Raw genomic sequence first — 21,889 nt, forward strand, 5'->3', positions numbered from 1 at the left:
CTCCGCGAGCCGCGGGGCAGGTTTGCCTCAGCTCAGCCGTTCGAGCACCATGGCCATGCCCTGGCCGCCGCCCACACACATGGTCTCCAGGCCGATGGTCTTGTCGTGCCACTCCAGGGCGTTGAGCAGGGTGCCGGTGATCCGGGCGCCGGTCATGCCGAACGGGTGACCGACCGCGATGGCGCCGCCCATCACGTTCAGCTTCTCCTCCGGGATGCCCAGCTCACGGTAGGAGGGGATGACCTGCGCCGCGAACGCCTCGTTGATCTCGACGAGGTCGACGTCGTCGATGGTCATGCCCGCCCGGCGCAGCGCCTGCCGGGACGCCTCGACCGGCCCGAGGCCCATGATCTCCGGTGACAGGGCGGTCACCCCGGTGGAGACGATCCGGGCCAACGGGGTCAGCCCCAGCTCCTCGGCCCGCTGGGCGCTCATCACCACCACGGCGGCCGCGCCGTCGTTGAGCGGGCAGCAGTTGCCGGCGGTGATCCGACCGTCCGGACGGAAGACCGGCTTCAGGCCGGCGACCGCGTCCAGGGTGACGCCGGCCCGGGGGCCGTCGTCGGTGCTCACCACGGTGCCGTCCGGCGTGGTGACCGGGGTGATCTCCCGGGCCCAGAAGCCGTCGGCGATGGCCTTCTCGGCGAGGTTCTGGCTGCGTACGCCGAACTCGTCCATGTCGGCGCGGGTCACGTCGTGCACCTGGGCCAGGTTTTCCGCGGTCTGCCCCATGGTCAGGTAGATGTCGGGCAGCTCACCGGCCTCCCGCGGGTCGGTCCACACCTCGGCGCCACCCTGCGCGCGCTGCTTCGAGCGCTCGCCGGCCGCCGCGAAGCGCGGGTTTTCCCAGCCGCCGCCGACCAGGGCCTGCGCCTCCGGTGGCAGCCCGTCGGAGCTGCCCCGGGCGTAACGGGAAACGATCTCCACACCGGCGGAGACGAACACGTCGCCCTCGCCGGCCCGGATCGCGTGCATCGCCATCCGGGTGGTCTGCAGCGACGAGGCACAGTAGCGGGTCAGCGTGGCGCCGGGCACCGTGTCCAGACCGAGCAGGGTGGACACCACCCGGGCCATGTTGAAGCCCTGCTCGCCCCCGGGCAGGCCGCACCCGAGGTAGAGGTCGTCGATCGTGGTCGGGTCGAGTTGGGGGATCTTGTCCAGGGCCGCCTGGACGATCGTCGCGGCGAGGTCGTCGGAGCGGACGTCGCGCAGGGACCCCTTGTGCGCCCGGCCGATGGGGGAGCGGGCGGTGGCGACGATGACGGCGTCGCGGGACGACTCAATCGGCATGAGCCAACGTTAACCCGCCAGTAACATGGCGCGGAAGAAGCCGACGCGGCGGGAAATGTCACCCCGGCCGGGGACGATCTAGCGCCGGGTCGCGACCGTCGCCGCGGCGACGACGGCGGGCAGCAGCGCGTGCGCCCACACGCGGTAGCCGTCGGCGGACGGGTGGAAGCCGTCGTGGCAGAGCGTCCCCACGTCGGCCCGGAACACCGGCCCGGTCTCGGTGGCGAGGTCGACCACCGAGCCGCCCGCGTCCAGCACGGCGGCGGTCTGCGCGTGGGCCATCCGACGCCCCGACCAGCCGACCACCTGGCGCAGCGGCGGCGCGATGGCACGCACCGCGCCGAGGTCGGGGCAGGTGCCCACCACCACCTCGACCCGCGCCTCCCGCAGCCGGTGCACAGCGGCGGCGAGATAGGCCGCCGCGTCGGAGGGGCGGCGCAGCCCGGTGGCGTCGTTCGCGCCGATCAGGATCAGCGCCACGTCGGGCCGTTCACCGAGCAGGGCCCGGGCCACCTGGGTGGCCAGGTCCGTCGAGCGGGAGCCCGAGACGCCGACGCTGGACAGGTGTACGCGTCGGCCGGCCGGACCCTCGGCGAGCAGGTTCGCCAACTGCCCGCCGATGGTGTCGTCGAGACGGTCGACGCCCACGCCGAGCGCCGACGAGTCGCCGAGCAGCACCAGCCGCAGCGGCGGAGCCCCCGCCCGGCCGATCGTGGCCCGCAGGGCCAGCCCCAGCTCCGGTTGGGCGTAGCGCCGGTGCCGGGCGACGAACGCCTCACCAGCCAGGACGGCAGCGCCGCCCACGGTGCCGGCGAGCAGCGAGAACGCCGCTGCCCGACCCAGTCGGCCGGCGAGGCCGGCGGTCACGCCCCGGTCGCTGCGCTCGTTCATGCCAGTCCCTCCACTGTCGAGGCGTCGGGGGCGGATCCGTGTTGCGGCACCGCGACGACACCGAAGAACGCCCGGCGGCGCAACTGCGCCCACCGGCCGGCCGGCCCCCGGTCGCGGCCCCGGACCTGGGTGCCACTGACCTCGGTGCCGGCGTGCCGGGCCGCCTCCTGTGCGGCCTCCGGCAGCGACCGTACGCCCTCTCCCCACGTCGGTGTGGCCCGGCGGTCCTGCCCCGCGCCGAGCGCGGACAGCATCGTCGGCAGGAGAGCGGCGGCGCACATCGCGTACCCCTCGGCGGAGGGATGGAACCGGTCCCACGCGAACATCCGGGTCGGCTCCGCCGCGAACCGGGGGCCGAGGAGATCACCGAGGGACACCGTCCAACCGCCCGCCTCCACCACCGCGACCGTCTGGGCTGCGGCGAGTTGGCGGCTCCACCGGTGTGCCAGCCACCGCAGTGGAGGCTGGATCGGGCGGATCGCCCCCAGGTCGGGGCAGGTGCCGACGACCGCCTCGCAGCCGGCGTCGCGCAGCGTGTGCACCGCCTCGACGAGGTAGCGCACCGCCAGCCCCCGTGGAGTCCGGTTGGTGATGTCGTTGCCGCCGATGAGGATCACCGCGATGTCGGGTCGGCACTCCAGCGCCGCCTCCACCTGGTGGCGGAGTGCCGACGAGATGGCGCCGACCACCGCGAAGCGGTGCAGTTGCACCGGCCGGTGCAGTCGACGGGACAGGCCGGTGGCGAGCAGCGCGCCGGGCGTCTCCCGACGGCGGTGCACCCCGTAGCCGGCGGCCGACGAGTCACCGAGCACGACCATGGTGAGGGCTGGGCCGGGGAACTTCGCGCCGTAGATCCCGTCGCAGCGCGGTGGCGGTGCCTCGGCCATCGGGATGGTGCGTCGGGCCTGCCGGGCCTGGCCGAGCAGCACCCCGCCGGTCGCCACCGCGGCCGCCGCGGTGGCGCCCGTCCCGATCGCCGCCAGGCGGGCGAACCGCCGGGTCTGCCGCCAGCGCTCACCGGGTACGACGGAATCAGCCACCCCCATACCACGACATTATCGCGAAGGTCCGACACGCCGCTGTCGTCGTGACGGCACCCGAGTGCCTGGAAACCGACGCGACGGGGTATCGGTACGGCAGAGGCCGGCCGAGTTGCGCCGACCCGCCACGCTGATCCGGCGGAGAGGAGCGCGACGATGGGGAAGACACTGAAGCGCAGCGCGGCCTTCGCGGCCCTGGCACGGGCACTGACGGCCGGGGCACGCGGGGGACCGTCGCTGGGCACGCGGTTGGCTGCGTTGCCCCGGATGATCCGGGCCACCACCAAGGGGGAGTACGACGGCGGCCTTCGGCTGGCCCTGATGACGGCGGCGACGGCGTACATCGTCTCGCCGATCGACCTGCTGCCGGAGATCCCGCTGGCGATCTTCGGGCTCGCCGACGACGCTGTCATGATCACGTGGTTGGCCGGCAGTGTGCTCGCCGAGACCGACCGCTTCCTGGAGTGGGAGGCCCGCCGCAGCTCGGTCATCCCCGGGGGGCTGGTGCCCTGACGGCACGTACGCTGGGCGACGAGGAAACGTCTGCCCGGCCGCCGTTGCCGGCGCCGCAACGAAGGGCACACCGTGCAGTACTACGACAACGTCGTCGACATGATCGGCAACACCCCGCTGGTACGTCTGCGTAACGTCACCGAGGGCATCCAGGCCACCGTGCTGGCCAAGGTGGAGTACGTCAATCCGGGCGGCTCGGTCAAGGACCGGATCGCGCTGCGGATGGTGGAGGACGCCGAGGCCGCCGGCCTGCTCAAGCCCGGCGGCACCATCGTCGAGCCGACCAGCGGCAACACCGGCGTCGGGCTGGCCCTGGTGGCCCAGCTCAAGGGCTACAAGTGCGTCTTCGTCTGCCCGGACAAGGTCAGCCAGGACAAGCAGGACGTGCTCCGGGCGTACGGCGCCGAGGTGGTGGTCTGCCCGACCGCCGTCGCCCCGGAGGACCCGCGGTCGTACTACAACGTCTCCGACCGGCTGACCCGGGAGATTCCCGGCGCCTGGAAGCCGAACCAGTACAGCAACCCGGCCAACCCGCGCTCGCACTACGAGACCACCGGCCCGGAGCTGTGGAAGCAGACCGAGGGTGGGCTCACCCACTTCGTGACCGGCGTCGGCACCGGCGGCACCATCTCCGGCATCGGTCGCTACCTCAAGGAGGCCTCCGAGGGTCGGGTGCGGATCATCGGGGCAGACCCGGAGGGTTCGGTCTACTCCGGCGGCACCGGCCGGCCCTACCTGGTGGAGGGCGTCGGCGAGGACTTCTGGCCGGAGACGTACGACCAGGGTGTGGCCGACGAGATCGTCGAGGTCTCCGACAAGGCCTCCTTCGAGATGACCCGGCGGTTGGCCCGCGAGGAGGGGCTGCTGGTCGGCGGCTCCTGCGGCATGGCCGTGGTCGCCGCGCTGGAGGTCGCCCGCAAGGCCGGCCCGGACGACGTGGTGGTGGTGCTGCTGCCGGACGGCGGCCGGGGCTACCTTTCCAAGATCTTCAACGACTCGTGGATGGCCCGGTACGGATTCCTCGACAACTCCGGCGCCGAGCCGACCGTGGCCGACGCGCTGGCCAGCAAGCCGGGCGGGCTGCCCGAGCTGGTGCACGTGCACCCGACCGAGACGGTCCGCGACGCCATCGACTACATGCGCGAGTACGGCGTCTCGCAGCTGCCGGTCCTCAAGGCCGAGCCGCCGGTGGTGACCGGTGAGGTGGCCGGCTCGATCGCCGAGCGGGACCTGCTCGACGCGCTCTTCACCGGCCAGGCCCACCTGCACGACACCATCGAGCGGCACATGGGCGACCCGCTGCCGATGATCGGTGGCGGTCAGCCGGTGAGCGAGGCGGTGGGCCTGCTGGAGAAATCCGACGCCGCACTGGTCCTCGTCGACGGCAAGCCCAAGGGCGTCCTCACCCGCCAGGACCTCCTGGCCCACCTGGGCGCCCACTAACCGTCGCTCCGCGGAGCGCCCCGGTGTCCGCCTGGGGCGGCACCGGGCGTCCCTGCGCGTCCTTTGCTCTGCTTCACTCCACGCACCAGCGAGTGTCCGATAATCGGACATCCGCCGTTGCGCATGGTGAAGCAGAGCAAAGGGTGCGAGGCAGGGAGAGGCTCCAGCGGGCGAAGGCGATACTCAGAGGCGGCGGGCGTAGCGCAACTGCAGGGTCTGTGCCGATCCGACCGCCTCAACCCGTTCGTCTCCGGTCGCGGTCCAGCCGCCCCGCTCGTAGAAGGCGCGGGCGTGGGCGTTGTCCTGGAGCACCCAGAGCACGGCGCCACGCCAGCCTCGGGCCCGCATGGCGTCCAACGCGTCGACCATCAGTGTGCGGCCGGTGCCCCGACCCTGCTCGGCCGGGTCGAGATGGATCGCGTTGAGCAACCCGGTGGCCGGATCGTCCTCGTCGTCCGGACCCAGGTAGCTGAACCCGACAAGCGTCCCGGCCCGCTCGGCCACGGTCATCCGGTGGTTGTCCCGCTCCCACTGCCACCGCTCCGCCCAGTACCGCCCCATCGCCTCCGGCGTCGGGTCAGCCAACGCCTCGGCCGGCAGGAAGGCCGAGTATGCGGCGACCCGGGAGCGCTGGTGCAGGGCACCCACCGCCATCAGGTCGCGAGCGGTCGCGGGGCGGAGCGTGACGATCACCCGGCCGAGGCTACCCGGCGGGGTGGGAGCTGCACCGTGGTCAGGTCCTCGGCGATGATCAGGTCACCGTCGAAGTGCGCGCGGGCCTCGTCGTGGAACCGGCGCGGGTCCGGGTAGCGCTGGGAGAAGTGGGTGAGCACGAGCCGGCGTACCCCGGACTCGGTCGCCACCCGGGCGGCCTGCGCCGCGGTCAGGTGGCCGACCTCGGCGGCGAGCGCGGCCTCCGACTCCAGGAAGGTCGACTCGATGACCAGCAGGTCGGCGTGCTCGGCGAGGGCGTACACCCCGTCGCAGAGCCCGGTGTCCATCACGAACGCGAACCGCTGGCCCGGCCGGGGCACGCTCACCTCGTCGCGGGTGACGCGACGCCCGTCGAGGTCCAGGTGCCCGACGCGGATCAGCTCGCCGACAGCCGGCCCACCGATGCCGTACGCGGCCAGTTGCTCCGGCAGCATCCGGTGGCCGTCCGGCTCGACCAGGCGATAGCCGTACGTCTCGATGGGGTGCCGCAGCCGGCGTGCCTCCAGCGTGCCGCAGCGCAGCGCGATCCGCTGCCCGTCCTCCTCGATCGGGGTGACCTGCAACTCGGCGGTCTCGTAGAAGGAGGTGGCGTGCCGCAGCCGGGCGAAGTACTCGGCGCCGCCGGCCGGGAAGTGCACGGCGACCGGGTGCGGCACCCGGTCCAGGGAGAGCCGCTGGATGGTGCCGGGCAGACCGAGACAGTGGTCGCCGTGGAAGTGGGTGACGCAGATCCGGGTCAGGTCGGTGGCGGTGACCGTGGTGTGCAGGAGCTGACGCTGGCTGCCCTCACCCGGGTCGAAGAGGATCACCTCGTCGTCCCAGCGCAACACGTACCCGTTGTGGTTGCGCTGACGGGTCGGCGCCTGGCTGGCCGTTCCGAGGATCACCAGCTCGCGCATGGACATCGTCGCTCCCCCGGAGATGGAGCGACCCCCGGGGCGCTCCGCGCAGGTGCGCGGGCCGGCTGGACTTGGCCGGCACCCCGGGGGTCGGGTGGCTGTCGTGGATTCGCCGCACCGCTGCCACACGGTCTCGACGATGGTGCTGGTTGCCCGCCTTGCGGCGGACCGATCACTGTCGAGGACAGCGGCTAGCTGACAGCCACCTCACGAGTCCGATTGCTATACAAGTCTGGACCACCTCCTTTCACGTGTACGGCCACGTTATCGAGTTCCCGCCGGGCTCGCCAACGGATTTCGATCACAGGGTCAGATGGGAATGCCCGGCCACCTCATCGGCGGCCGGGCATCATCCGTGTGCGGGTGGCGGTGGTCAGCCGCCGACTCGGGCCACGCCGACCGGGCAGCTCAGGCCGTTCGGGCCGTGGTTGCAGTACCCGTTCGGGTTCTTGGTCGGCGCGAGGTACTGCTGGTGGTAGTCCTCGGCAAAGAAATAATCGCCGAGCGGGGCGATCTCGGTGGTGATCTCACCCTTGCCGGCCCGGCTCACGATCGGCTGGAACGCGTCCCGGGACGACTCCGCGATGGCCCGCTGCTCGTCGGTGGTCGTGTAGACCGCCGAGCGGTACTGGGTGCCGACGTCGTTGCCCTGGCGCATGCCCTGGGTCGGGTCGTGGTTCTCCCAGAAGACCTTCAGCAGGTCCTCATAGTTGATCTTGCTCGGGTCGTACACCACCTGGACGACCTCGGCGTGTCCGGTCCGGCCGGAACACGTCTCCTCGTACGTCGGGTTCTTGGTGATGCCACCCGCGTAGCCGGCGGAGGTGGTGTAGACGCCCGGCAGCGTCCAGAACAGCCGCTCCGCTCCCCAGAAACAGCCCATGCCGAAGACTGCGACCTGCAGACCCTCCGGGAACGGGCCCTTCAGCGGGGTGCCCAGCACCTCGTGGCGGTCGGCGACCGGCATGGCGATCGGACGGCCCGGCAGGGCCTGGTCGGGCGAAACCATCTCAGCGTTCATACGGCGCAAAAACACGTGGGGATCTCCTCTCGTACCTCTCCCAGCGTGTAACACCGGTGGGTTCACCTTCCTTACCCGCGCCGGTGTGAGTCAGGCCCCGTCCGGGAGTGCGGCGGCAACGCGGTCCGCGTAGGCCCCGGCCTCGGCGTCGTCCTCGTAGCGGGTGCGTGGCCAGAAGAAGCCCCTCAGGCCGTCCCGCCTGGTGCGCGGAACCACGTGGGTGTGCAGGTGCGGGACGGACTGGGACACCTTGTTGTTCATCGCCACGAACGTCCCGCCGGCGCCCAGACCGGTCTCCACGGCCACCGCCAGGCGCTGCACCAGCGCGAAGTAGCCGCGCAGCAGGTCCGCCGGCAGCTCAGCCAGGGTCACCAGGTGGACTCGGGGCACCACCAGCACGTGTCCCTTGAACACCGGCCGGGTGTCCAGGAACGCCACCCCGTCCGGGGTGTCGGCGACCCGGAACGCCGGCACCTCACCCGCCACGATTCCGCAGAACACGCACCCACTCATCGGCTCAGGCTATGCCGACCGGCCGACGGATCACGGTGCCCCCCACGCGCGCATCGACTGTGATAGTTATTGACCAGTCTGGATAAGCACACGGGGGTGACGTGCTGTCGCGACAGCGACGCCCGGCCGATCGGCCGAGGCGGGCTGCCGCTTGGACTGCGCCCTCACGACGACGATCCGATTCCGTTGCGCCTCAGGACCCCGGGCCGTCGCGGTCTCGCTCGTCGAGACTCCGAAAGGACGCACCTTGCAGATCAGAAGAGGTCCGACCCTGGCGCTGGCCGCCCTGACCGTCGGGCTGCTGACCGCCGCGATCTCGACTCCCGCCCAGGCTGCTCCCGCGCAGACGGCCACCCCGCTGTCACTGCCGGGCGTGGCCGACGTGGTGTCGGCCGGTGACCGGGTCTTCGTCAGTGGTGGCTACTCCTCGACCGAGGTCGTGGTGACAGGCGCGACGGGCACGGTGGTCGGCACCCTGTCGGGGCTTCCCGGCCCCACCGACCTGCTGCTCAGCGCCGACCGGCAGACGCTCTACGTGGCGCTGCCCAGCGCCAACGCCATCGCCGCCTTCAACACCGGTTCGCTGACCGAGTCGGCCCGGTACGACACCGGCGCGGGGGAGTGCCCGTCGTCGCTCGCGCTGACCGGGCGGTACCTGTGGTTCGGCTACGGCTGTGACCAGTGGGGCGGCAACATCGGCCGGATCGACCTGGGCCGCCAACCGGCGGTGGTGACCACCGGTGTGGCCACCGGTCAGGACTTCTACGACGCCCCGCTGCTGACCGCCGCCAGCCAGAACCGGTCGGTGCTGCTGGCCGGGCAGCCCGGGTTGAGCCCCGCGTCGGTGTACGCGTACACGATCGGCAACGGGGGCGCACTGAGCGCGCCCAGGGAGAACGACTTCATGGCGGTCGGCAGCAACCTGCAGGACGTCGCGCTCGACCCCACCGGCACCACGGTCTTCACCGCCTCCGGCGCCCCGTACGTGGTGCAGGCGTTCCCGTTCGCCGACATCAGCACCCCGTCGGTGACCTATCCCACCGGTGCGTACCCGAATGCGGTCGAGGTGTCCCGTGACGGCACCAGGATCGCCGGCGGGGCGGACGCCTCCTACGACCCGGACGTCTTCATCTTCCGGGCCGACGGCACCGAGCTGGCCCACTTCGAGCTGAACGACGACCTCAGCCCGGGAGCGCTGGCCTGGGCGCCCAACGGAGCCCGGGTCTACGCGGTCTCCTACGACTGGACCGGGGACCACCCGGTCACCCTGCACGTCCTGCCCGTTCCGGCCGGCTGACCGGCCCGCCGACCGATGGTCGGCGTGCGCGGGGCCGGGCCAGATGGTCCGGCCCCGCGCCCGGGAGCGCGGGTTCCGTTCCAGTCATCTCCGGCGGGGCACTAGCCTCACCAGAATGAACCACGGCTTCGACACGCTCGCGATTCACGCCGGTCAGGACCCCGAGGCGCGGACCGGCGCGGTGATTCCACCGATCTACCAGACCAGCACGTACGCCCAGGACGCCGTGGGCGCGCCCCGGCTCGGCTACGAGTACAGCCGCTCCGGCAACCCGACCCGGGACGCGCTCCAGGAGTGCCTGGCGGCGCTTGAGGGTGGGCCGGTCGGGCTCGCCTTCGCCAGCGGTCTGGCGGCGGAGGACGCCCTGCTGCGGGCCGTCTGTCAGCCGGGCGACCACGTGGTGATCCCGGACGACGCCTACGGCGGCACGTACCGGCTCTTCGCCCGGGTCGCCCAGCGCTGGGGCCTGGAGTTCACCCCGGCGAAGGTCTCCGACCCGGCGGCGATCCGGGCGGCGGTGCAGCCCGGCCGCACGAAGATCGTCTGGCTGGAGACGCCGACCAACCCACTGCTGAGCATCGCCGACATCGCCGCCCTGGCCGCCGTGGCACACGACGCGGGCGCGCTGCTGGTGGTGGACAACACCTTCGCCTCGCCGTACCTGCAGCAGCCGATCGCGCTCGGCGCGGACGTGGTGGTGCACTCCACCACCAAGTACATCGGCGGGCACTCCGACGTGGTCGGTGGCGCGCTGGTCGTCGCGGACACCGCGCTCGGCGAGGAGTTGCGCTACCACCAGAACGCGATGGGCGCGATCAACGGCCCCTTCGACGCCTGGCTCACCCTGCGCGGCATCAAGACCCTCGGGGTACGCATGGACCGGCACTGCGACAACGCCGAGCGGCTCGCCGCGTACCTCGACGGGCACGCCAAGGTCGCCGAGGTGCTCTATCCGGGACTGCCCTCGCACCCTGGTCACGAGGTCGCCGCCAAGCAGATGCGCCGGTTCGGCGGCATGATCTCGTTCCGTGCCGAAGGTGGTGAGGAGCACGCGGTGGACATCTGCAACCGCGCCAAGCTCTTCGTGCTCGCCGAGTCGCTGGGCGGCGTGGAATCCCTGATCGAGCACCCGGGTCGGATGACACACGCAAGTGCTGCCGGCTCGCCGCTTGAAGTTCCCGGCGATCTCGTGCGACTGTCTGTCGGCATCGAGACGGTCGACGACCTACTCGCCGATCTGGAGCAGGCGCTGGGCTGACCGCTGGGGGAGGATGGCCGTGCAGGACATCATGGCGACCTGGGTCGGGGCGACCGCCAAGCAGATCGCCCGGGGCGTACGCCGAGGTGACGTCTCGGCGACCCAGGTCGTCGCCGACCACCTCGAATACATCTCCCGAGCCGACCGTGAGCTGGCCGCGTTCCGCGCCGTTCGCGGCGGTGAGGCGATCACCGAGGCGGAGAAGGTCGACGAGCAGGAGGACCTGGCCAACCTGCCACTGGCCGGGGTGCCCGTGGCGGTCAAGGAGAACACTCCGGTCGCCGGTCTGCCCACCTGGAACGGGTCGGCCGCCGCCCGCAGCGACGTGGCGGAGGCCGACCACGAGGTGGTGCGTCGGCTGCGCGGCGCCGGAGCGGTGATCCTCGGTGTTACCCGGATGCCGGAGCTGGGGCTGTGGGCGCTCACCGACGACGACAGCGCGGTGACCCGTAACCCGTGGGACAGCACGCGTACCCCCGGTGGTTCCTCCGGCGGCGCGGCCGCCGCGGTGGCCGCCGGGCTGGTGCCGATCGCGCACGCCAACGACGGCCTCGGCTCGATCCGGATCCCGGCGGCCTGTTGCGGGCTGGTCGGGCTCAAGCCGGGTCGGGGCGTGGTCCCCTGCCAGCTCGGCGCGGACGACTGGTTCGGCCTCACCGAGCACGGCATGCTGACCAGCACGGTCGCCGACGCCGCGGTGGGCTTCTCGGTGCTCGCCGGTCGGCGTCCCGAGAAGCTGGTCCCGCCGCAGCGGCTGCGGGTGGGTGTCTCGCTGCGCTCCCCGGTGCGGGGTGTCGCACCGGACGCGCCCAACCGGGACGCGGTCGCCGCCGCCGGTCGGCTCCTTGCCGCCGCCGGGCACGACACGGTGCCGGCCGATCCGGTCTACCCCACCGCGCTGGGCCTGCAGGGCATCGCCACCTGGCTCGCCGCCGCCGCCGCCGACGTGCGGGCCGCCGGTTTGGACCGCCGTGGCCTGCAACGACGTACCCGCCGGCATGTCGCGCTGGGCGAGTGGGCGCAGCGTCGCGGCTACGTGCGGGAGGCCGACCGGGCCGCGTGGCGGCAACGGTCGGTCGACTTCTTCACCGACCACTCGGTCGACCTGCTGCTCACCCCGGCGCTGGCCAGCGCGCCACCGGAGGCGGCCCGCTGGTCCGACCGGTCCTGGCGGGCGAACATGACAGCCAACATCCGGTACGCCCCGTACGCCGCACCGTGGAACATCGCCGGCCTGCCGGCGATCGTGGTGCCGGTCGGCCGCCGCCCGGACGGTCTGCCGGTCGCCGTGCAGCTCGTCGGTCCGCCCGGCTCCGAGCTGCTGCTGCTCGGGGTGGCCGGCCAGTTCGAGATGGCCGCACCGTGGACGCGCCACGCTCCCGGTTACCCCCGGGCCGGAACAGGGTCGCCAGCTGCCGCCTGATTGGCCGGTGGCCAGCCCGTCGTGCCCAACGCCGCACACTCCGGTGTCGCCGCAGAGGGCTCCGGAGGTGGGTGGCACGATCGGGGCATGACGGAACTGGTCGGTCTCGACGACGTGCGGGCTGCACGGGAACTGCTCGCCGGTGTCATCCGGACCACCCCGCTGGAGCCCTCCCGTCCGCTCAGCGCGGCGCTGGGCGGGCCGACCTGGCTCAAGTGCGAGAACGTGCAGCGCGCCGGCTCGTACAAGGTGCGCGGCGCGTACGTGCGGATCTCCCGGTTGTCGGCGGCGGAGCGGGAGCGCGGCGTGGTCGCGGCGAGCGCGGGCAACCACGCGCAGGGCGTGGCCCTCGCCGCGGGCCTGGTCAGCACGCGAGCCACCGTCTTCATGCCGGTCAACGCGCCGCTGCCGAAGGTGGCCGCGACCAAGGGGTACGGCGCGCAGGTCGAGTTCGCCGGCAACACCGTCGACGAGTCACTTGTCGCCGCGCACACCTACGCCGAGCGCACCGGAGCGGTGCTGATCCACCCGTTCGACCACCCGGACGTGATCGCCGGCCAGGGCACGGTCGCGCTGGAGATCCTCGAACAGTGTCCGGACGTGAAAACGATCATCACCGGGGTCGGCGGCGGTGGCCTCATCTCGGGCATGGCGGTCGCCGTGAAGGCGTTGCGACCGGACGTCCGGATCATCGGCGTCCAGGCGACCGGCGCGGCGGCGTTTCCTCCCTCGCTGGTGGCCGGGGAGCCGGTCCGGCTGCCGGCGTTCTTCACCATCGCCGACGGCATCGCGGTCGGTCGGCCCGGGGAGATCACCTTCAACCATGTGCGCAAGCTCGTCGACGAGATCGTCACGGTTTCCGAGGAGGACATCTCCCGGGCGCTGTTGATGTTGCTGGAGCGGGGTAAGCAGGTCGTCGAGCCGGCCGGGGCGGTCGGCGTCGCCGCGCTGCTGGCCGGCGTGGTCGAGGTGGAGACGCCGGTGGTCGCGGTGCTCTCCGGCGGCAACATCGACCCGCTGCTGATGCTCCGGGTGATCGAGCACGGTCTGGCCGCCGCGGGCCGCTACCTGCGGGTGACCGTGCGCTGCTCGGACCGGCCGGGACAGCTGGCGTCGCTGCTCAGTCAGATCGCCGAGCACCGGGCCAACGTGGTGGACGTGGAGCACCAGCGCGCCAACCCGCACCTCAGTCTCGGCGAGGTGGAGGTGGCGCTGTCGGTGGAGACCCGGGGCGTGGAGCACTCGGACACGCTGATCAGCGCGCTGCGGGCCAGCGGCTACCAGGTGGTCTTCGCCGCCGAGGCGTGACACCGGTGGGTGCCACGCCTCGGGGCGGTGCGTCTGGGCCTGCTGCGGTGCAGCCGGCGTCGTCAGCCGGAGAAGGGCTCGAAGCTGACCACTGTCACCTTGATGTCGGCGCCACTCGGTGCCGTGTAGGTGCAGGTCTGCCCGGGCCGACCGCCCAGGATCGCCTTGCCGAGCGCGGACTCGGGGCTGTAGACGGTCAGGTCGGTGGTGGCCGCGATCTCGCGCGAACCGAGCAGGAAGGTCTCGGTGTCGTCGGCGTCGTCGTCGAAGTAGATCGTCACGACCATGCCGGGCGACACCGCGTCCGCGGACGGCGCCTCGCCGACCTTCGCGGTGCGCAGCAACTCCTGCAGGTAGCGGATGCGTCCCTCGGCCTTGCCCTGCTCCTCGCGGGCGGCGTGGTAGCCGCCGTTCTCCCGCAGGTCGCCCTCCTCGCGCCGAGCGTTGATCTCGGCGGCGATCGCCGGGCGGTTGGCGATGTGCTCGTCGAGCTCGGCCTGGAGGCGGTCGTGCGCGTCCTGGGACAGCCAGGTGGCGGGCGCCTCGTTGCCAGTGGACACAGGCGTTCTCCTCAGTTGTGCGTGGCTGGCTGACAGGTGAACTACCAAGTTACCAGTGCGGTACGACACAGCGTGTCGGCCATTACCGCCGGTGTCCGGTTCCGACACCCCGGGTAGGCACCCTCCGAGGCCTGTCGCTGAGGCTGTTGTGGCAGCTCAGGACGGGGGTCGGCAGCGCAGGACCTCGCCGATGAACGGCCGCGCGGTGGTGGTCAGGCGGTGCTGGGTCGTGACGTGCCGGTCGCCGGGCCGGGCGGTGACGGTGATCTGGTCACGGGCCACCTCGGCCCCCGCGCGGTCCCGGGCGCGCAGCACGCAGACCGCCGAGCCGCCTGCCGGCACGGTCACCCGGAAGTCGACAAGCACCTGGGCGTCCGTGATGTCGGTGTAAGTGATCACCTGGGCGTCGTAGACCGGGTCGCCGTACTGGCGGTAGAGCCGCACCGAGATCACGGTCAGCGTCGCCACGAGCGCCAGCAACACCAGCGCGGCGAGCAGGTTGCGTCGGCGTTCGCCGCCAGGTGCCCGGCGACGGCCGTAGCGTCCGGCGGGAAAAACCGGAGCGCCGGGGGAAATTGTGGCGTGCGTCTCGGTCACCGGCGGGTATCTCCTGGCGTTGTTGTCGGCGGCATCGGCAAGAATGACAAGGTCCATCCTCCCACCCGGTCCAGCGGCAGGAATGGCAGGTCATGCCCTGCGGTGCTGGCCGGCGACAGGGTGCGGTGAGCAACGATCCCGGCAGGTCAGCCGGTCGAGCCCGGTCGGGTCCACCGGCCGGCACAGACGAGGAGTGCCGAAGTTGGCAGAGCAGCTGCGACTCATGGCCGTGCACGCGCACCCCGACGACGAGTCGAGCAAGGGCGCGGCGACCATGGCCAAGTACGTCGCCGAGGGCGTGGACGTCCTGGTCGTGACGTGCACCGGTGGGGAGCGCGGCAGCGTGCTCAACCCCAAGCTCGACCGTCCCGACGTCTGGGCCAACATCGGCGAGATCCGCCGCGCCGAGATGGACGCCGCCCGGGCGATCCTCGGCGTCGAGCAGGCCTGGCTCGGCTTCGTCGACTCCGGGCTGCCCGAGGGTGACCCGCTGCCGCCGCTGCCCGAGGGCTGTTTCGCCCTGCAGGACGTCGAGGTGGCCGCCGGCCCACTGGTGCGGCTGATGCGCGAGTTCCGTCCGCACGTGGTGACCACGTACGACGAGGAGGGTGGCTACCCGCACCCGGACCACATCATGTGCCACAAGGTGAGCGTGGCCGCGTTCGAGGCCGCCGGTGACCCGGAGCGCTACCCGGAGCTGGGCGCGCCCTGGCAGCCGTTGAAGCTCTACTACGACATCGGCTTCTCCAAGGCCAAGATCATGGCCTTGCACGAGGGCATGCTGGCCGCGGGCAAGGAGTCGCCCTACGAGGAGTGGATCAAGCGTTGGGAGGACCGGCCCGACAAGGGTCCACGGATCACCACGCGGGTGGAGTGCTCCGAGTTCTTCCCCGTCCGCGACGACGCGCTGCGCGCCCACGCCACCCAGGTCGACCCGGACGGCTTCTGGTTCCACGTGCCGATGGAGTTGCAGCGCCGCGCCTGGCCGACCGAGGACTTCGAGCTGGCCCGATCAATGGTCGACAGCCCACTGCCCGAGTCCGATCTCTTCGCGGGGGTGCGGGAGACGGCGCACGCGCGCTGATTCCGGGCAGAGCTACCCTGGTTACCAACCGCACATCGGAGGAACGCCATGCTGACCGCTGCCCAGGTGCTCGCGGAGAACAACTTCGGAGACACCCGCACGGGTGGTCTGGCCGGGCCGATGGGCCTGTTCCTCATCCTGCTGCTGGCCGCCGCGACCATCCTGCTGATCCGCAACATGAACGCCCGGCTGCGCCGCCTGCCGGACCGGTTCCCGCAGCAGGCGACGCCGTTCGACCCGACCACGGCCGACGCTTCAGTCGTCGATCCGACAGACGGGACCACCGGGCGTGATTCATCCACCGCCGGTCCCAATGGGCACCAGCAGCACCGGAACGGGTAGCCAGCGCGTGAATCACGCCGAACCGGTTGGTCGCCCCCTGTTGCGACCACCCGGTTTGGCTTAGCCTTCCGCCGGGGGACCAAAAGTCTCCGAGCCGTGTGCGGGAGGGGGCGCCGATGACACGCACAGCACCGGCTGCCCGCCGTACCGTCGGTCGGTCGACTGACGGGGGAGGTCGATGACCTCCGGTCCGGCCGGCTGCTCGTCCGACCGGCTCGGGGTGCGGGGCACACCGGGCCGCCTGCTCGTGCTCACCGCCGCCGTCACCCTGACCGCCCTGGTCGCCTCCGTGGTCGGGTTGACCCTTCCCGCCCGGCTGCCGGCCGACGATCCCCTCGGCGGACCGGCCCGATTCGGCATCGCGGTCGCCGTCCTCGCGCTCGCCCAGCTCGCCCGGCTGCGCTTCCGGTCGTCGGCGGGCATGGTCAGCATCACCTGGGGCGAGGCGGCGTTGATCGTCTGCCTTCATCTGACGCCGGCCGGCTGGCTGCCGTCCGCCACGCTGCTCGGCACCGGGCTGGCCTGGACGATTCTCTCCCTGCACAACGACCGCCGTCCGGCCCTCGATGTCGTCCGGATCGCCGCGTCGCTGGCCGCCGCGACGGCACTGGCCGCCTCCGTGGCCACCGCGCTCGGGCGGCCGTTGCTCGCCCCGCCCACCCCGATGCTGGCGTCGGCCGTGATCGCCGGGTCGGTGACCTACCTCCTGGTGACCGCCTGGCTGGGTGGGGTGACGCTCGGCCTGCGGCACGGGCTGCCGATCGGGCCGCCGCTGATCGCCGCGCTGCGCGGCAAGCTGCTGATGTTCGTCGGCAACGTCGCGGTCGGCCTCGTCGTCGTCGCCCTGATGGAGCTCGACCCACGGTGGTTGCTACTGCTCCCACCCCTGCTGTGGCTGCTGCAACAGACCTACCGCTACCGGCTGCGCTCCGATCAGGAGCACCGCACCTGGCGAGCGTTCGCCGAAGCCACCGCAGCCCTCAACCAGCTCGACGAACGAGGTGTGGCCAGTGCGGCGGTCACCGGTGCGCTGACGCTGTTCAACGCCGAACTGGTGGACGTCGACGTCGCTCGGACCGACGGCCAGTGGCACCGGTACCGGGGAGACGCCACCGGCCAGTTCGTCGACCGGGAGACGGACCCGCCAGACCGGTCCGAGCCGGACGAACACGAGCTGAGTCGGGCACTGTCGGTAGGTGCCGCGCCGGTGGGCCGACTGCGGGTGCGGTTCCCCCGATCTGCTCCACCCAACACCCGGGAACGCGATGCGGTGGCCGCGTTCGGTGACGCGCTCGCCGCCGCGCTGCACGACGCCTCGACCCACCAGGAGCTGCGGCTGGTCACCGCCCGTTCGTCGTACGAGGCGGTGCACGACCCGCTCACCGGGCTGGCGAACCGGGCCGCGATGCTCGGCAAGGGCGATCAGTCGCTGCGACAACTCGCGCACGATCACCCGGTGGCGCTGCTGCTGCTGGACATCAACCAGTTCAAGGAAGTCAACGACACCCTCGGTCACGCCGCCGGCGACCAGTTGCTGCGACTGACCGCGAACCGGCTCAGTGCGCTGGCCCGCCCTGGTGACCTGCTCGGCCGCCTCGGCGGCGACGAGTTCGCTCTGCTGCTCACCGCGGTGCCGGTGCTCGGGGACCGGGCCGCCCCGATGGCTCACGCACTGCGGCAGGCCCGCGAGATCGCCGAACGACTGGCCGCGCCGACCGAGGTGGCCGGCGTCCGGATGTCGATCGAGGTCTCCGTCGGGGTGGTGGTGGCCGACGCCGGCACCGCCGACCTGACCGAGCTGCTGCGCCGGGCCGACATCGCCATGTACCAGGCCAAGGAGGGCGGCGGCAACGTCGCCGCGTACGACGGCACCCGCGACGCGGCAAGCACCGACCAGCTTGCCCTGCTGGCCGAGCTACGCGAGGCGCTGAAGGTCGACGACCAGTTGGTGCTGGCGTTGCAACCGGCTGTCGACCTGGCCACCGGTGCGCCCACCGGAGTGGAGGCCCTCATCCGCTGGCAGCATCCCCGGCGCGGATGGCTGGGTCCGGCCGACTTCATCCGGCCCGTGGAAAACAGCGAGCAGCTCGGCACCTTCACCCGCTACGTGCTCGACAAGGCCCTCGGCGTGGCCGCGAGTTGGGCCCGGGAGGGGCTCGACGTCCCGATCTCGGTCAACCTGTCGGCGCGCAGCCTGCTCGATCCCCGGTTGCCGGCGGAGATCGCCGAGGTGTTGCGCCGACATCAGGTGCCACCGCACCGGCTGGTCCTGGAGATCACCGAGACGGTGGTGATGAGTGAACTGGAGATCATCGACGAGGTGCTGGCCACGCTCCGGTCGATGGGCGTGCAGCTCGCCGTCGACGATTTCGGGACCGGCTTCTCGTCGCTGACCTTCCTCACCCGGATCGCGGTGGACGAGCTGAAGGTGGACCGCTCGTTCGTGATCCGGATGACGGACTCGCCGGAGGCCGCCGCGATCGTACGGACGACCGTGGGGCTCGCCCACGAGTTGGGGCTGCGCGTGGTCGCCGAGGGGGTGGAGACCGCCGAGCAGCGGCTGGCCCTGGCCGAGCTGGGCTGCACCTCGGCGCAGGGTTACCACTTCTTCAAGCCGATGCCGGCCGACAAGATCGGCGCGGTGCTCGGGTCGCTGCGCGACTCGGCGGAGTCGAACGTGTTCCGGCTGCGCGCCGACGGCGCCTCCTGACCGTCTCGGGTGGAGCCCGCGCGGTCCGCCCCGCGGCTGGTTATGGTCGTCGGGTGAACCGACTCGTCGACGCCACCAGCCCGTACCTGCTCCAGCACGCCGACAACCCGGTCGACTGGTGGCCCTGGACGGACGAGGCGTTCGCCGAGGCGAAACGGCGGGACGTTCCGGTGCTCATCTCGGTGGGCTACGCGGCGTGTCACTGGTGTCAGTGAACAGCTTAACCCAGTAGTCAGGGAGCTGGGAAGACACCAGGGAGTGAGCCGTTGTGTGCGTACGACGAGGAGCTTGAGGCCGAGATTGAGTCCTGGGTGAAGGCCCAGATCGCCGAGTCCCCCGAGCTGGGGGAGCGGGTCCTGGAGGCCCTGCGGCGATCGAGCGACGACCCAGCGCCGGAGTAAGCAGCAGACGAAGAGAGCGGTCCCCGAGCACGGGGACCGCTACTTCCTGACCCCAAAAAACTGGCCCCGAACGGTGTGTCACCACCGCCGGGGCCTGACGGACAGTGGAGGTCCGCCGTGTACCAGAAGTCTATCAGTGCTGGTGGTGCTCAATGAGCATCGAAGCCTTGAACTGGGCCTTCAGCGAAGCGCCGGGCGTACGCAAGTGCTGCGTGCCTGTGCTGCTCGGGTTGGCCAACCACGCGCGGCCGAACGGCAAGGGCGCGTTCCCCTCCCGCAAGCTGCTCGCCCACTACTCCCGCAAGAGCATTCGCGCCACGCAGGACTGCCTGGGCCACCTCATGGAGGACGGCCTGATCGCCCGTGGCGACCAGCGACACAACGCCTGGATTCCGTCGGACCGCCGGCCCGTGGTCTACAACCTGGCGATGCACCTGCGGATGGAGCTGCCGGCGGATCTGCACGCCGATGCTGAGCCGCAGTCGGGCAAGCCGACGATCGTCCCCGACCCCGACGCGCCCGCCGAGGAGCCCGAGGGCGAGCCGGAAGCGCCGGCCCAGCCGAAGCCCAAGCCGGGGAACGTGACCGGCCTGGCGGCCTTCAAGGCGGCCCGCACCAAGCTCGGCCACAAGGGCGCCGGGGCGGCCAACCCGCCCAACAGCTACGCGGCCCAGTGCCCCAAGCACCGAGGCCAGTTGGCCGCCTTCTGCGCGCCGTGCAAGAGCGAAGCCCTGGGGGAGCTGTGAAGGAGAAGGAGAAGCCCACCGCGACCGAGCGGGCCGAGACCACGATCCTCGTCCTGATCCTGCTCGCCGTTGGCGGCATGGCGATGGCGAGCAGCTTCACTCACGTCCACGACTTCACGATGAAGCACTCGCCGGCCGACCTGCCGGACTGGTTCGGTTGGGCCAACGCCGTCATCACGGAGCTGACCCCGACCGCAGCCCTGCTGGAGGTACGGCGGTGCTCGCGCCGTGGCAAGTCGATCCGGTTCCCGATGTGGGTACTGATCGGCTCGACGCTGGTGTCCCTCACGGCGAACCTGGCCCTGGCCATCCCCTCGCTGTTCGGCTGGATGGTCGCCGGCCTCCCGGCGCTGGCCTTCGCCGTACTGACCAAGATGGTGCTGTCCGGCCTGCCGAAGACTGACGAGGGGCCGGCGTCGGTACGGGTCCAGTCGACTACCAGTACGCCGGCCGTACCGGTACACCCTCTGGCTCAGGTGCCGCCCGTACCGGTACGCCAGGCGGTCGGTACGGGTGCCGTACCGGTACCCCCGGTAGCCAGTACGCCTGCTGTACCGGTACCCGTACCGGTCACCCCCGTACCGGTACCCGTACCGCCCCGACCTGCACCGGTACACCCGGCGAACCCCGTACCGACCGAGCCAGCGATCGTCATTCCGGGGCCGGCTCGGCGTACCCGCAAGGCTGCCGGTACGGCTACCGACGAGGAGCTGCTGGCCGTACTGGGTGACGCGAAGCGCGTACCGCGTGACGAGGACGGAACCGTACCGGTACGCCGGGCGGCTGCCGCACTGGGTACCGGTCCGGACCGGGCGCGTCGCCTGCTCGATCACCTCGGGCTGCGGACGCCGAAGGTACCGGTACCCGCGTAGAGCGAAGCGGGCCAGCCTCGATCAGGCTGGCCCGCTTCGCTCTGCTTCACAGCGTGGCGTGGCTCGTCTCCTGCTGAGCAGCGCGCCGCAGCGCCCCCGACATCTCCTCAAGGTCCAGCCCGGAGAGGTAGTCAATTAGGAGCGACCGCGCCTCCGCGACTGTCTGTGGCATGGTCGCGGGATTGAGCCCTGAAGGAGGGATGACGGCGCGGAAGCGGGGGTCGCGGATTGCACTGCCAACCAACCGCTCGGCGACCCACAGCGGTACGCGCTCTTTCAGCACGAAGGTCAAGTGCACGCTGGTCGCTGCGGAGTTGCGCGAGTGCGGGTTGTGCACCCAGCCTCGCGGCAGCATGAGGATATCGCCGGGGGTCAGCTCAACCGTCTGGTAAGGGCCATCCTCCTGCCACCGCTTGACCCAGTCGTCTTGCCACAGGTTCGTCGACATGGAGTGGTCGCGGTAGGGCGCGTCGACCATGGGCTTGAACAGCTCCCACGTCTTCGTCCCCTGAAGCTGCACCACGATCCCGAGGTACTGATCCCAGTGGTAGTCAAGCCCCTGCCTGCTAGGCGGCGTGATGAAGGCGGTGACGTACCCCGGATAGCCGGTCTCTGCCTGGATGCTCGAACAGATCGCGCTCAACGGGGGGAACCAGCGATTCAGCTCGCGGAGCTGGATGGTGCAACCCTGGTCGAGCAGGAGCTGGACGGAGGCTGGCGCCACCCGGTCGTCGGCGGTGAAGCGGGCTGGATGCAGCCCCTCGCCCTTGTGGAACACGTTCACGTAGTTGCTCGGTGCGCAGCCGGCGTCGAGGAAGCCGCGGATCGTCTGCGCGTTGACCACCCTTCCGAGTGGGCTGCCGCTCGGGAGCTTCAGTGTGTACGGGTGCTCGGGCCACTCGCTGAGAACGGCGTTGGCGGCCTCGGGGCCGAGGATCATTTCAAGGGACATGTGCTTCTCCCAGTG

At 71.4% G+C, this 21,889-nt stretch carries 23 protein-coding genes; 13 read left to right on the forward strand and 10 right to left on the reverse strand.

The annotated features are described in order from the left end of the window. Window positions 1-27: 27 nt before the first annotated feature. The 3 genes from AB0C25_RS02420 to AB0C25_RS02430 all read right to left on the reverse strand — a co-directional run bounded on the left by AB0C25_RS02420 (window position 28) and on the right by AB0C25_RS02430 (window position 3,227). Window positions 28-1,290 (reverse strand): acetyl-CoA C-acetyltransferase, encoded by a 1,263-nt coding sequence (locus AB0C25_RS02420; RefSeq protein ID WP_357368705.1) that lies wholly within the window; start codon window positions 1,288-1,290, stop codon window positions 28-30. A 78-nt stretch (window positions 1,291-1,368) separates the two neighbouring features. Beyond that, window positions 1,369-2,181, reverse strand: coding sequence for an SGNH/GDSL hydrolase family protein (locus tag AB0C25_RS02425; protein ID WP_357368707.1), 813 nt, complete (start codon window positions 2,179-2,181; stop codon window positions 1,369-1,371). Next, a complete protein-coding gene (locus tag AB0C25_RS02430) occupies window positions 2,178-3,227 on the reverse strand; it encodes an SGNH/GDSL hydrolase family protein (RefSeq protein WP_357368709.1) in 1,050 nt (349 codons plus the stop codon). Before AB0C25_RS02430 ends, AB0C25_RS02425 begins: the two co-directional genes overlap by 4 nt. A 150-nt stretch (window positions 3,228-3,377) precedes the next feature. On the opposite strand from AB0C25_RS02430, the gene AB0C25_RS02435 reads away from it, so the two are divergent. Beyond that, window positions 3,378-3,734 carry a YkvA family protein gene (locus AB0C25_RS02435; RefSeq protein ID WP_357241782.1) on the forward strand — a complete coding sequence of 119 codons (357 nt, stop codon included), beginning with the start codon at window positions 3,378-3,380 and terminating at the stop codon, window positions 3,732-3,734. A gap of 72 nt (window positions 3,735-3,806) precedes the next feature. Beyond that, the gene (locus AB0C25_RS02440; protein WP_088946256.1) at window positions 3,807-5,177 is read left to right on the forward strand and encodes a cystathionine beta-synthase; all 1,371 of its coding nucleotides are present in this window, start codon (window positions 3,807-3,809) and stop codon (window positions 5,175-5,177) included. A 183-nt stretch (window positions 5,178-5,360) separates the two neighbouring features. Here the strand turns inward: AB0C25_RS02440 and AB0C25_RS02445 are convergent, their stop codons facing one another. The 4 genes from AB0C25_RS02445 to AB0C25_RS02460 all read right to left on the reverse strand — a co-directional run bounded on the left by AB0C25_RS02445 (window position 5,361) and on the right by AB0C25_RS02460 (window position 8,324). Beyond that, entirely contained in the window at window positions 5,361-5,870 is a 510-nt protein-coding gene (locus tag AB0C25_RS02445) for a GNAT family N-acetyltransferase (protein WP_357368711.1), read from the reverse strand. Beyond that, complete coding sequence (locus tag AB0C25_RS02450) at window positions 5,867-6,796, reverse strand: ribonuclease Z (RefSeq protein WP_357368713.1); 930 nt, start codon at window positions 6,794-6,796, stop codon at window positions 5,867-5,869. Before AB0C25_RS02450 ends, AB0C25_RS02445 begins: the two co-directional genes overlap by 4 nt. A gap of 367 nt (window positions 6,797-7,163) precedes the next feature. After that, window positions 7,164-7,826 (reverse strand): peptide-methionine (S)-S-oxide reductase MsrA, encoded by a 663-nt coding sequence (gene msrA / locus AB0C25_RS02455; RefSeq protein WP_357368715.1) that lies wholly within the window; start codon window positions 7,824-7,826, stop codon window positions 7,164-7,166. A 75-nt stretch (window positions 7,827-7,901) separates the two neighbouring features. Continuing rightward, entirely contained in the window at window positions 7,902-8,324 is a 423-nt protein-coding gene (locus tag AB0C25_RS02460) for an HIT family protein (RefSeq protein ID WP_357368717.1), read from the reverse strand. 247 nt (window positions 8,325-8,571) lie between these two features. Here AB0C25_RS02460 and AB0C25_RS02465 point away from each other — a divergent pair, with 247 nt between their 5' ends. The 4 genes from AB0C25_RS02465 to ilvA all read left to right on the forward strand — a co-directional run bounded on the left by AB0C25_RS02465 (window position 8,572) and on the right by ilvA (window position 13,610). Beyond that, window positions 8,572-9,621, forward strand: a complete 1,050-nt coding sequence (locus tag AB0C25_RS02465; protein ID WP_357368719.1) for a WD40 repeat domain-containing protein — start codon at window positions 8,572-8,574, stop codon at window positions 9,619-9,621. 115 nt (window positions 9,622-9,736) lie between these two features. Next, window positions 9,737-10,879 carry a cystathionine gamma-synthase gene (locus AB0C25_RS02470; protein WP_357368721.1) on the forward strand — a complete coding sequence of 381 codons (1,143 nt, stop codon included), beginning with the start codon at window positions 9,737-9,739 and terminating at the stop codon, window positions 10,877-10,879. Between the two features lie 13 nt (window positions 10,880-10,892). Continuing rightward, entirely contained in the window at window positions 10,893-12,302 is a 1,410-nt protein-coding gene (locus tag AB0C25_RS02475) for an amidase family protein (protein ID WP_357368723.1), read from the forward strand. Between the two features lie 87 nt (window positions 12,303-12,389). Next, entirely contained in the window at window positions 12,390-13,610 is a 1,221-nt protein-coding gene (gene ilvA / locus AB0C25_RS02480) for a threonine ammonia-lyase (RefSeq protein WP_357368725.1), read from the forward strand. Between the two features lie 62 nt (window positions 13,611-13,672). Here the strand turns inward: ilvA and greA are convergent, their stop codons facing one another. Then, a complete protein-coding gene (gene greA / locus AB0C25_RS02485; RefSeq protein WP_357241813.1) occupies window positions 13,673-14,170 on the reverse strand; it encodes a transcription elongation factor GreA in 498 nt (165 codons plus the stop codon). 156 nt (window positions 14,171-14,326) lie between these two features. Further along, window positions 14,327-14,767, reverse strand: coding sequence for a DUF4307 domain-containing protein (locus AB0C25_RS02490; RefSeq protein ID WP_357369048.1), 441 nt, complete (start codon window positions 14,765-14,767; stop codon window positions 14,327-14,329). 202 nt (window positions 14,768-14,969) lie between these two features. Between AB0C25_RS02490 and mca the strand changes: the two genes are divergently transcribed. The 7 genes from mca (at window position 14,970) to AB0C25_RS02525 (ending at window position 20,922) form a co-directional block, all read left to right on the forward strand. Further along, window positions 14,970-15,851 (forward strand): mycothiol conjugate amidase Mca, encoded by an 882-nt coding sequence (gene mca, locus AB0C25_RS02495; RefSeq protein WP_357241816.1) that lies wholly within the window; start codon window positions 14,970-14,972, stop codon window positions 15,849-15,851. Between the two features lie 48 nt (window positions 15,852-15,899). Then, window positions 15,900-16,193, forward strand: a complete 294-nt coding sequence (locus AB0C25_RS02500; RefSeq protein WP_357368727.1) for a hypothetical protein — start codon at window positions 15,900-15,902, stop codon at window positions 16,191-16,193. 178 nt (window positions 16,194-16,371) lie between these two features. After that, a complete protein-coding gene (locus AB0C25_RS02505; RefSeq protein ID WP_357368729.1) occupies window positions 16,372-18,903 on the forward strand; it encodes a bifunctional diguanylate cyclase/phosphodiesterase in 2,532 nt (843 codons plus the stop codon). Window positions 18,904-18,956: 53 nt separating this feature from the next. Continuing rightward, window positions 18,957-19,118, forward strand: a complete 162-nt coding sequence (locus AB0C25_RS02510) for a DUF255 domain-containing protein (protein ID WP_357368731.1) — start codon at window positions 18,957-18,959, stop codon at window positions 19,116-19,118. A 51-nt stretch (window positions 19,119-19,169) separates the two neighbouring features. After that, on the forward strand, window positions 19,170-19,304 hold the full coding sequence (locus tag AB0C25_RS02515; protein ID WP_357368733.1) for a hypothetical protein: 135 nt from the start codon (window positions 19,170-19,172) through the stop codon (window positions 19,302-19,304). A 152-nt stretch (window positions 19,305-19,456) separates the two neighbouring features. Continuing rightward, window positions 19,457-20,050 (forward strand): hypothetical protein, encoded by a 594-nt coding sequence (locus AB0C25_RS02520; RefSeq protein WP_357368735.1) that lies wholly within the window; start codon window positions 19,457-19,459, stop codon window positions 20,048-20,050. Further along, window positions 20,047-20,922, forward strand: a complete 876-nt coding sequence (locus AB0C25_RS02525) for a DUF2637 domain-containing protein (protein ID WP_357368737.1) — start codon at window positions 20,047-20,049, stop codon at window positions 20,920-20,922. The genes AB0C25_RS02520 and AB0C25_RS02525 overlap by 4 nt, the downstream gene beginning before the upstream one ends. Before the next feature lie 46 nt (window positions 20,923-20,968). On the opposite strand, the gene AB0C25_RS02530 is transcribed toward AB0C25_RS02525, so the two are convergent. Next, window positions 20,969-21,874: a cupin domain-containing protein gene (locus tag AB0C25_RS02530; RefSeq protein WP_357368739.1), complete on the reverse strand. Its 906-nt coding sequence runs from the start codon at window positions 21,872-21,874 to the stop codon at window positions 20,969-20,971. Window positions 21,875-21,889: the final 15 nt, after the last annotated feature.

The sequence above is a fragment of the Micromonospora sp. NPDC048839 genome, assembly GCF_040649915.1.
Taxonomy (GTDB): Bacteria; Actinomycetota; Actinomycetes; order Mycobacteriales; family Micromonosporaceae; genus Micromonospora.

Excerpts from the sequence above, each read along its gene's own strand:
- AB0C25_RS02420 (WP_357368705.1), bottom strand. The coding sequence starts at position 1,290 with ATGCCGATTGAGTCGTCCCGCGACGCCGTCATCGTCGCCACCGCCCGC.
- AB0C25_RS02425 (WP_357368707.1), bottom strand. The coding sequence starts at position 2,181 with ATGAACGAGCGCAGCGACCGGGGCGTGACCGCCGGCCTCGCCGGCCGA.
- AB0C25_RS02430 (WP_357368709.1), bottom strand. The coding sequence starts at position 3,227 with ATGGGGGTGGCTGATTCCGTCGTACCCGGTGAGCGCTGGCGGCAGACC.
- AB0C25_RS02435 (WP_357241782.1), top strand. The coding sequence starts at position 3,378 with ATGGGGAAGACACTGAAGCGCAGCGCGGCCTTCGCGGCCCTGGCACGG.
- AB0C25_RS02450 (WP_357368713.1), bottom strand. The coding sequence starts at position 6,796 with ATGTCCATGCGCGAGCTGGTGATCCTCGGAACGGCCAGCCAGGCGCCG.
- AB0C25_RS02460 (WP_357368717.1), bottom strand. The coding sequence starts at position 8,324 with ATGAGTGGGTGCGTGTTCTGCGGAATCGTGGCGGGTGAGGTGCCGGCG.
- AB0C25_RS02470 (WP_357368721.1), top strand. The coding sequence starts at position 9,737 with ATGAACCACGGCTTCGACACGCTCGCGATTCACGCCGGTCAGGACCCC.
- AB0C25_RS02475 (WP_357368723.1), top strand. The coding sequence starts at position 10,893 with ATGGCCGTGCAGGACATCATGGCGACCTGGGTCGGGGCGACCGCCAAG.
- ilvA (WP_357368725.1), top strand. The coding sequence starts at position 12,390 with ATGACGGAACTGGTCGGTCTCGACGACGTGCGGGCTGCACGGGAACTG.
- AB0C25_RS02500 (WP_357368727.1), top strand. The coding sequence starts at position 15,900 with ATGCTGACCGCTGCCCAGGTGCTCGCGGAGAACAACTTCGGAGACACC.
- AB0C25_RS02505 (WP_357368729.1), top strand. The coding sequence starts at position 16,372 with ATGACCTCCGGTCCGGCCGGCTGCTCGTCCGACCGGCTCGGGGTGCGG.
- AB0C25_RS02520 (WP_357368735.1), top strand. The coding sequence starts at position 19,457 with ATGAGCATCGAAGCCTTGAACTGGGCCTTCAGCGAAGCGCCGGGCGTA.
- AB0C25_RS02530 (WP_357368739.1), bottom strand. The coding sequence starts at position 21,874 with ATGTCCCTTGAAATGATCCTCGGCCCCGAGGCCGCCAACGCCGTTCTC.